A 9,755-nucleotide genomic window follows, 5' to 3' on the forward strand; every position below is an offset into this window, starting at 1 on the left:
CGGACAATCCTCGACCGCCTTGCGCTGCGGATGGGAGCGGTCGCGGAAGACATCGAGCTTGTTCAGGTCTTCCCGCGCCGGCATGTAGCGCAGCGTGAAGGCTTCGCCCACCATGGTCGGCTGGTCGGGGCTCAAGGGATGAACGTCCTGAATGCACTGGATGCGAAAACCGCGCTTGAACAGCGCGGTTGCCACGGTCGCGGTGGAGACGGTCTTGAGCTTGTTGCGGGTCGCTTCGCTGAGTTTTGACATTTGTCCTTCTCTATTTCGCAGTCATTCCGGGGCGGCTCGCAGAGCCGAACCCGGAATCTCGAGGTTCCGGGTTCGATGCTACGCATCGCCCCGGAACGACGTGGACTCAATAAATCACCGGTTCTCCGACGGGTGCGCCAAAGCCGGTTTCGAGGAAATCGAAATCGCAACCTTCATTGGCCTGGCGGATGTGGCGCGTGAACATCCAGCCATAGCCGCGCTCGAAACGGCGCTCCGGCTGCTGCCATGCGGCGCGGCGACGCGCGAGTTCGCCTTCCCCCACGTCGAGATTGATGATACGTGCGGCAACGTCGAGCGTGATGCGGTCGCCGTTCTCAACCAGCGCCAGCGGTCCGCCGACATAGGCCTCCGGCGCGACATGCAAGATGCAGGCGCCGTAGCTGGTGCCGCTCATGCGCGCATCCGACAGCCGCACCATGTCGCGCACGCCCTGCTTCACGAGTTTGGTCGGGATCGGCAGCATGCCCCATTCCGGCATGCCGGGGCCCCCTTGCGGCCCGGCATTGCGCAGGATCAGCACATGATCGGCCGTGACGTCGAGATCGGGATCGTCGATCGCCTTCTTCATCGCGGGATAATCATCAAACACCAGCGCGGGGCCGGTGTGCTTGAGGAAGCGCGGATCGCAGGCCGACGGCTTGATGACGCAGCCATCGGGCGCGAGATTGCCCTTCAGCACCGCGAGCGCGCCCTCCGCGTAGATCGGATTGGCGAGCGTGCGGATGACGTCATCGTTGTAGACCTCGGCATCGGCGATGTTGTCGCCGAGCGTCTTGCCGGTCACGGTGAGGCAATCGAGATGCAGATGCGCGTGGATGCGGCTCATCAGGCCCGGCAGGCCGCCGGCATAGAAAAAATCCTCCATCAGATAGGCATCGCCGCTCGGCCGGACATTGGCGATCACAGGCACCTTGCGGCTTGCGACCTCGAAATCATCGAGCGAAATGTCCTGGCCGGCGCGGCGGGCCTGTGCGATCACATGGATGATGGCGTTGGTCGAGCAGCCCATCGCCATCGCGACCGCGATCGCGTTCTCAAAAGCTTTGCGGGTCTGAATCCGCTGCGGCGTGAGATCCTCCCACACCATCTCGACGATGCGGCGGCCGCATTCGGAGGCCATGCGGATGTGGCCGGCGTCCGCGGCCGGTATGGAGGACGCACCCGGCAGGGTCATGCCGATCGCCTCCGCGATCGCAGTCATCGTGGAGGCCGTGCCCATGGTCATGCAGGTGCCGTAGCTGCGCGCAATGCCGGCCTCCATATCGACCCAGTCCTTGTCGGAGATTTTTCCGGCGCGCCGCTCGTCCCAGTATTTCCAGGCATCCGACCCTGAGCCGAGCGTCCTGCCCTTCCAGTTGCCGCGCAGCATCGGGCCGGCAGGCAGATAGATCGCCGGAATGTTCATGCTGGTCGCCCCGAGCAGCAGCGCCGGCGTGGTCTTGTCGCAGCCGCCCATCAGCACCACGCCGTCGACGGGATGGCAGCGCAGCAGCTCCTCGGCGTCCATCGCGAGCAGGTTGCGATAGAGCATCGTGGTCGGCTTCAGCAACGATTCCGACAGCGACAGCGCCGGCAATTCCAGCGGAAAGCCGCCGGCCATCAGGACGCCGCGCTTGACGTCGTCGACCCGGCTCCTGAAATGCATGTGGCAGGGCTGCGCATCCGACCAGGTGTTGACGATCGCGATGACCGGGCGGTCCTTCCACTCTTCCGGCGCATAGCCCATCTGCATGGTGCGCGAGCGATGCCCGAACGACCTGAGATCGTCGGGGGCGAACCAGCGCGCGCTGCGCAGTTCGCCGGGACTTTTTGCCTTGGGGAGATCGACCGTCATCCACGCACCTGCTCGTTTGGGAGCTGGAGCATCCGGAAAAGTGCCAAGCGGTCTTCCGAAAAGTTCATGCTCCAACCATAACCTGAAGCGCGACGGTGATTTCATCGCGCTTCAGGTCATGTCACAGACAGTCCCCACCGATCAAGCGCGAGCGCGCCTGCTTGCCGCGGCTCCCAAATCTCGCGTGACCCGCGCGCCGCTCGATTCTGTCACCCCTCAGTGATCGCGTCAGGTCGAGGCGCTGCACGAGGCCCGCTGCCCTGCCACATCCACCCGTATAATCCCGACCTCCATCAGTATGCTGGCTGGCCCATGCAATTGACGTTTTAATTGATGGTGAGGCGTGGTATTAATGCAACTACAAAGTGTGTTCAAATCTCGACACTGCCGCATTTCCGCCTCAAATCCGAGCGGCTCATGGCCGCTGCTCTACACGCTGTCGTGCATAAGCCTCGTTTGAGTAACCGGTTTTTAACGAGGCCCCCTCACGCGGCGGTACCCCGACGCTTGCAGCAGAGACGAAATTGGGCAAAAGCTTTACAACCAGCCGTTGGTCTTGATTCCGCCCCATTCGGAGAAGTGCGCATTGGCCAGGATTCTCATCATCGACGACGATGCAGGCGTCCAGTCGACGATTCGGCTGCTCCTGGAGCGCGAGGGCCACAGCGTCGCCGTGGCGAGCGACGGCCGCGAAGGGCTGGCCGCGTTCTCGACGGAACAGTTCGACCTTTTGTTCCTCGATGTGTTCATGCCGGGAATGGACGGGCTCGAAACCATGCGGCTGATCCACCGCAAGCAGCCGAAAGTGCCGATCATCGTGATCTCGGGCCGCCCGTTTGCTCCGGAGCTTGCGTCGGAACCCGACTATCTCGGGATGGCGACCAAGCTTGGCGCCGTCTGCAGCCTTCCCAAGCCGTTCAAACCGGCAACCCTGTTGGCGATGGTCGCAAGCTGCCTTGCGGCCGCGACACCACCGCTGTCATTATTCGCTCCGAATGGCAATGCAGCAACTGGCACCTGACGCAGAAGCAACCCTGCCGCTGCCATCCGGTCGCGCGCCGGCACGGGACGGCCGTCCCGTTGCCGGCATGACATTGACTACGCGCCTTGCCATCGCGATGATCCTGCTGGTTGCGGCTGCAACTTTCTCGGTCGGCTGGTTCAGCTATCGCAGCCTGGAGCGGGTGATGCCGCCACGGGTGCTCGACCGCATCGAGACCCACGCACGGCTGGTGGCCGCTGAAATCGAATCCTATGTCGCCGGTGCCCGCACCGACGTCGCGAGCTTCCACGATGCTCCCGGCTTCCTCGCATTGATCCGCGCCAGCCGCGCCGGCGGGGTAGACCCCGACGGCGTGCCCGTCGACGTCTGGCGCGAGCGGATCGCCAGTCGTTTTCTCGCCGTGGTCGAGGCGAAGCCCGCCTATGCGGCGTTCCGCTTCATTCGCGCCGAGGGCGGCGCACGCGAGATCGTGCGCATCGACCGGCTGGGGCCAAACGGCGCCGCGCGCGTGGTCCAGGACGCGGAGCTGCAAGGGGTCGGCCAGGAAGACTATTTCAAGGAGACCATGCGCCTGCGCCCGGGCGAGATCTATGTTTCTCCCGTCGATCTCGGCGCGGACAGCGGAATCCACGCCGCGACCCGAATGCCGACCATGCGCGTCGCGACGCCGATCTATTTCGGAAGCGACACCACGCCATTCGGCATTCTGATCGTCGACATCGACATGCGGGCCGCCTTCGAGAGGGCGCGCGCATCGGTGCGCCCCGGCGAGCGGCTCTACATCGTCAACGCGCGCGGCGACTATCTCGTTCATCCGGACGCAGCACGTGAATTCGGCGCGCTGCTCGGCACCCCCACCAGTTGGCGTGCCGATTTTCCGGCCCTCGCCTCGGTCGCGGACACGAAGCACAGCGTCGCGCTGGTCGCCAAGGACAATGAAGGACGCCCCTCCGGAGCGGTGCTGGCGCCGGCGCAGCTGGCGGGCAGCGAGTGGATCGGCATCATCGAGATCGTGCCGAACGCGCTATTGATGCGTGCGGCAATCGAGGTCAGGAACACCACGACGGTGATCGGGCTGATCGCGATGCTGTGCGCGGCCGTGCTCGCGGTCGCGGTCGCGAAATCGCTGACGCGGCCGATCAACCAGCTGACCGCCGCGGTCGAAGGCGTCGGCCGCAACGACCCGATCGCGATACCCGTCGACGCGGTCGGCGAGACCGGCGTGCTGGCACGGGCATTCGCCCGCGTGATCAGCGAGGTCAGGGCCAAGACCGCCGAGCTCGAGCGCGAGGTCCAGCAGCATTATTTGACCGAGGCCGCGCGTGACCATTTCGCCGCCCGCGAACGTCTTTACAGCGCCGCGGTGGAATCCTCGAACGACGCCATCGTCACGCAGTCGCTCGATGGCACCATCACCGGCTGGAATCCGGCCGCCGAGCAGATGTTCGGCTATACGGCCGAGGAAGCCGTCGGCAGGAACATCGACCTGATCGATCCGCCCGACCGTCCGGGCGAGACGCAGGACATTCTCGCGAAGGCCGGCCGCGGCGAGCGGATCCAGCACGAGGAGACCATCCGGCGGCGCAAGGACGGCAGCACGATCGAGGTCTCGCTGTCGATTTCGCCGATCAAGAACTCGTCGGGCCGGATCATCGGCATCTCGAAGATCGCCCGCGACATCTCTGAACGGAAGAAGACCGAACACGCGCTACGCCAGCAGACCGAGGAGCGGCGGCGCATCTTCGAGACCTCGCAGGACCTGATCCTGATCACCGATTCGGCCGGGCTGCTGGTCCAGGTCAGTCCGAGCTCCGAGGCGATCCTCGGGTATCTGCCCGATGACATGGTCGGCCATAACACCACCGATTTCGTCCATCCCGACGACCTCGACTATGCCCGCAAGGCGCTGCGGGCCGCACGCCTCGGGCACAAGACGCGGACCTACGATACACGCTTCCTGCACCGGGACGGGCGGGCGGTGACGCTGTCTTGGATGGCGACCTGGTCGGAGCCGGTGCAACGGCACTTCTTCACCGGCCGCGACATGACCGAAAGCCGGCTCGCCCAGGAAACCCTGCACGAGAGCGAGCAGCTCGCGCGTAACATCATCGAGACCGCGCTCGATGCGTTCGTCCAGGTCGACGAGCGCGGCTGCATCCTGAACTGGAATTCGCAAGCCGAAAGACTGTTCGGCTGGCGCCGCGAGGATATCCTCGGCAGGGACGTTGTCGATCTCCTGGTGGTGGGGCCCGACCACCAGTTCGTCAAGGAAGGCCTGCAGCTGTTCCTGCAATCGGGGCGGCATTCGGTACTCGAGCGGCGCCGCGAGATCATGGTGCGGCGGCGTGGCGGCAAGGAGTTCAAGGCCGAGGTCAGCGTCACGGCGCTGTCGACGCGGAACGGCTTCGTCTTCAACGGCTTCTTCCGCGACCTGACCGACAAGATCGCGGCGGAGGAACGCATCCGCCAGGCCGAGAAGATGGAAGCGATCGGCCAGCTGACCGGCGGCATCGCCCACGACTTCAACAACATCCTGACCGTGATCACCGGGACCATCGAGATCCTGGCGACCGCGGTCGCCCGCGAGCCGCAGCTCGTCGCCATCACCAAGATGATCGACGAGGCGGCAGCGCGCGGCGCCGATCTCACCCAGCACCTGCTCGCCTTTGCGCGCCGGCAGCCGTTGCAGCCGCGGGAAATCGACATCAACACGATGATCATGGACACGGTCAAACTGCTGCGGCCGACGCTCGGCGAGCACATCGAGATCGAGACGATCTTCGATGACACGGCCTGCATGGCGACGGTCGACCCGAATCAGCTCGCCACCGCCATCCTCAATCTGACCCTCAACTCGCGCGACGCCATGCCGGACGGCGGCAGGCTGATCCTGGAGACCGGCTGGACCTATCTCGACGAGATCTATGCCGCGAGGCATGACGACGTGCGGCCCGGCCGCTACGCGCTGATCGCGGTGAGCGACACCGGAAACGGCATCCCGGCGTCGATCGTCGACAGGGTGTTCGACCCGTTCTTCACGTCGAAGAGTCCGGGCAAAGGCACCGGGCTCGGCCTCTCCATGGTCTACGGTTTCATCAAGCAGTCGGCCGGACACATCAAGATCTACAGCGAGGAAGGCCACGGCACCACGATCAAGATGTACCTGCCGCCGGGCAATGGCGGTCCGCTCGCGGCGGAGACTGCGGCGATCCCCGTCGTCGAAGGCGGCATGGAGACCATCCTCGTGGTCGAGGATGATCGCCTGGTCCGGGATCATGCGCTGACCCAGTTGCAATCCCTCGGCTATGTGACGCTGGAAGCCGCCAACGCCACCGAGGCGCTCGCCATCATCGAGGAAGGCCACCCGATCGATCTGCTGTTCACCGACATCATCATGCCCGGCGCCATGAACGGCCGCCAGCTGGCCTGCGAGGTCAGGCGCACCCGGCCTGATATCAAGGTGCTGTACACGTCGGGCTATACCGAGAATGCCGTCATTCATCACGGCAGGCTCGATAGCGGGGTCTTGCTGCTGGTCAAGCCGTATCGCAAGACCGACATGGCGCGGATGATTCGCACCGCGCTCGACGAACCCCAGGAAGATCAGCGGGCCGCGACGGCATAGCCGGCGCAGGCGTTCGCGCCCGTGCACGACCTGCTCCGATTCGCACGGGCAACGACGCAGCGGACCGCGTTCGCATCCAACAGCGCCGCGTGCGCAAACGCACCCCGCTCGGAGCCGGTCAGGATGCCCGCTGCGCCGTCATCACGATCCGGATGAGATCAGCCGCATTCCTCGCACCAAGCTTCTTCATGATGTTGGCGCGATGATCCTCGATGGTGCGCGGACTGATCCCGAGCGTCCGGCCGGCCTCCTTGTTGGAGGCGCCGGCGGTGAACTGCTCCAGAACCTCCCGCTCACGCCGTGTCAACGGCTCGCGTCCCGGGAAATGCAGCGACCCGATCTTCGTCATCGAGCCTGCCGATTGCCGTCGCGTGAATGCCGTTATCGCGTCATTCAGCCGCGATACGATCTCGCTGCCGCGGAACGGCTTCTCGATGAAGTCGAGCGCGCCGTTCTTGATCGCGTTGACAGCCATCGGGATGTCGCCCTGTCCCGAGATCATGAAGATCGGCGCAGGATAGTCTTCGCCACGCAATTCCTTGAGAATATCGAGGCCGGACTTTCCGGGAATGTGAACGTCGAGCAGGATGCAGGCCGGCGTTCTGTTGCGTGCAACCGCCAGCAGCGCTGCGCCGTCCGCAAAGCAAATCACTTCATAGCCGCCCGACGAGAGAACGACAGAAAGCGTCTCACGTACAGCGGGGTCGTCGTCCACCACGAAGATTTCGCCGCGGGGGGCAGGTTTCTCGCCCATGTGCCATCACCCGTAGAAAGGAGAAAGTACGAACAACATCGCCTTTATATGATACCACGTCCTGCATGCATTTGACCCCACCGTATTTGTACGGGAAGCCTATTTAACCTGTGAGTAGCATCGCGCGCCCTAAGCGAGGCGTGGGAGAGCACCGATGCCACAGGCCGCAAGCAACCGGGTCATTGTTCCACGCGATGTCCCGCATGAGCCCGGCGACTGCCTCATCACGGAACTCCAATCGCTGTCGGAGCGTGTCCATGCCGTGACCCGCGCGATCGACACCGCGATCGCCCTCGAGCGGACCGCGAGCAGCGCGGAGGCGGCAGCCGATGTCGTCGTCCTCGACGACGTGATGCCGCGCTATCTCAGGGCAATCAGCGCGCTGCAAGCCTGCAGCGTCCATCTGGACGATGCCGTGCAGTTCCTCAGGAAGTGCTGAGGGTCGAGCGCTTCTTGGTCCACGGTCGATTTTTTCGAAGGTTCTGAGCTCCGGGTCCAAAATATTCTCCGGATTCAAAGCCGGCTTCACGCCGATGCTGCCCCGCACGGCGTCGGCCGCGACGCAGATGCGGGTGATCGCAGGCCCGAAGCGGCCTTGACGAGATTCGCGAAGCAGACGCCGGGTCGACCGGCTTGGCGGGCTTCGTACTGCTGCCCAGAGATCCCGGCATCAGGCCTTGCTGCGATGCGGCGAGGTCCATCGCCGCCGCTCATCACCATTGCTTGAAAATGGCGCCCTGAACGGAGAGCGTTCAGACAGCCGCCGCGCTCGCCTTCTTCTTCTTGCCCTTGCCCTTCAGGAACTGAATATCCATCTCCGACCCGTTCACCCGGACCAGTTCGCAGCGGCGATAGGCGAGCCCGGTCGACGACAACAGCAGGAAGAATTCCTTCAGATTGAGGCCTTGGATCGACCCTTCGAGGGTCAGCAGTGCATCGTTGTCGGAGATCGCCTTGAGCTGACAATCCCTTCGCCAGGTGCCATCGATGGCCATGATGCAGACATCATAGCCCCGGCTGAACGTCACGCGCTCGGCACCCTTGGTCGCCTCCGACACGATTTATCCTCCCGCGGCCGCAGCCTTTGGCCAGGCGCCAAGAGTGCTCGTCCTTGCGGACGCACCGGCCGAACCGCTCGGCCGGTAAAGGCCGCGCCGGTCTGCAAAAGGTTTGAAGGTCTCGGTCAGCCCGACCACGGTCTCGGCCGCGCCGAGTACCAGGAAGCCGTCCGGTTCGACCGCCTTGGCAAGACGGTTGAAGATGTTGGTCTTGGTGTCCTGGTCGAAATAGATCAGCACGTTGCGGCAGAAGATGACGTCGAAGGCGCCGAGGGACGAAAACTCGTGCAGCAGGTTGAGCTGGCGATGCTGGATCATCGCGCGCAGTTCGGGATTGATCTGCCAGACCTCGCCGACCTGCTTGAAGTACTTGACCAGCATCTGGATCGGCAGGCCGCGCTGCACCTCGAATTGGCTGTAGATGCCGGCCTTGGATTTCTCCAGCACCTCCTGCGACAGGTCGGTCGCGAGAATCTCCACCCGCCAGCCGGCGAGCGCCGCGCCCATCTCCTTCAGGCACATCGCCAGCGAGTAAGGCTCCTGGCCGGTCGAGCCCGCCGCGCACCAGATCCGGATGCTCTTGCGGTTCGCCCGCGCCTTGATCATCTCCGGCATAATCGACTCACGAAAATGGTCGAACGGCACCTTGTCGCGGAAGAAGAAGGTCTCGTTGGTGGTCATGGCTTCCACCACCTGGGCGGTGATGGCCGTCGAGCCCCCCTTCAGTTTCTGCACGAGATCAGTGATGCTGGACAAGCCCGATTTGCGCGCCAGCGGGAGCAAACGGCTTTCAAGCAGATATTGCTTGTCAGAAGATAAATCGAGACCGGAGTGGTCCTTGAGAAGTTTACGCAAATATTCGTAGTCAGGCGGGTTCACTTGTGGCCTCCCGAAAAGCAGACAAGATGGTCAGGCGGATGCGGGTGAACCTTCCTTGATCAACCCGACTTCCTGGAATTTGGCGGCGACGATGTCCTTGTCGAAGGGCTTCATGATGTATTCGTTCGCACCGGCATGCAGCGCGCGCGAAATATGGTCGATATCGTTCTCGGTGGTGCAGAACACCACCTTGGGCTGATCCCCGCCGGGCAGCCGGCGCAGATTGCCGAGGAACTCGTAGCCGTCCATGACGGGCATGTTCCAGTCGAGCAGCACGGCGTCGGGAAGCGCGCGCTTGCAGGCTTCGAGCGCCTTTTCGCCGTCTTCGG

The 9,755-nt window shown here is 63.8% G+C and carries 8 protein-coding genes and 1 pseudogene; 3 read left to right on the forward strand and 6 right to left on the reverse strand.

The window, feature by feature from the left end; all coding sequences use genetic code 11:
- Nucleotides 1–252 (reverse strand): annotated as a pseudogene (locus tag JOZ76_RS01645) (ribonuclease activity regulator RraA); the annotation flags it as partial.
- 106 nt (nt 253–358) lie between these two features.
- A complete protein-coding gene (gene araD, locus JOZ76_RS01650; protein ID WP_291696893.1) occupies nt 359–2,107 on the reverse strand; it encodes an L-arabinonate dehydratase in 1,749 nt (582 codons plus the stop codon).
- Between the two features lie 586 nt (nt 2,108–2,693).
- On the opposite strand from araD, the gene JOZ76_RS01655 reads away from it, so the two are divergent.
- Nucleotides 2,694–3,128, forward strand: a complete 435-nt coding sequence (locus JOZ76_RS01655) for a response regulator (RefSeq protein ID WP_291696894.1) — start codon at nt 2,694–2,696, stop codon at nt 3,126–3,128.
- Complete coding sequence (locus tag JOZ76_RS01660; protein ID WP_441299957.1) at nt 3,109–6,735, forward strand: PAS domain S-box protein; 3,627 nt, start codon at nt 3,109–3,111, stop codon at nt 6,733–6,735. The genes JOZ76_RS01655 and JOZ76_RS01660 overlap by 20 nt, the downstream gene beginning before the upstream one ends.
- Before the next feature lie 118 nt (nt 6,736–6,853).
- Here JOZ76_RS01660 and JOZ76_RS01665 read toward each other — a convergent pair whose 3' ends face one another.
- On the reverse strand, nt 6,854–7,489 hold the full coding sequence (locus JOZ76_RS01665) for a response regulator transcription factor (protein WP_291696896.1): 636 nt from the start codon (nt 7,487–7,489) through the stop codon (nt 6,854–6,856).
- Between the two features lie 154 nt (nt 7,490–7,643).
- Here JOZ76_RS01665 and JOZ76_RS01670 point away from each other — a divergent pair, with 154 nt between their 5' ends.
- A complete protein-coding gene (locus JOZ76_RS01670; protein ID WP_291696897.1) occupies nt 7,644–7,928 on the forward strand; it encodes a hypothetical protein in 285 nt (94 codons plus the stop codon).
- A gap of 313 nt (nt 7,929–8,241) precedes the next feature.
- On the opposite strand, the gene JOZ76_RS01675 is transcribed toward JOZ76_RS01670, so the two are convergent.
- The 3 genes from JOZ76_RS01675 to JOZ76_RS01685 form a co-directional block, all read right to left on the reverse strand.
- Nucleotides 8,242–8,547, reverse strand: a complete 306-nt coding sequence (locus tag JOZ76_RS01675; RefSeq protein WP_291696898.1) for a PilZ domain-containing protein — start codon at nt 8,545–8,547, stop codon at nt 8,242–8,244.
- A gap of 3 nt (nt 8,548–8,550) precedes the next feature.
- Complete coding sequence (locus tag JOZ76_RS01680) at nt 8,551–9,426, reverse strand: CheR family methyltransferase (RefSeq protein ID WP_291696899.1); 876 nt, start codon at nt 9,424–9,426, stop codon at nt 8,551–8,553.
- Between the two features lie 30 nt (nt 9,427–9,456).
- On the reverse strand, nt 9,457–9,755 hold a 299-nt coding region (locus JOZ76_RS01685), incomplete at its 5' end, for a response regulator (RefSeq protein WP_291696900.1).

Origin of the sequence: Bradyrhizobium sp. (assembly GCF_019244115.1) — a bacterium.
Lineage (GTDB): Bacteria > Pseudomonadota > Alphaproteobacteria > Rhizobiales > Xanthobacteraceae > Bradyrhizobium.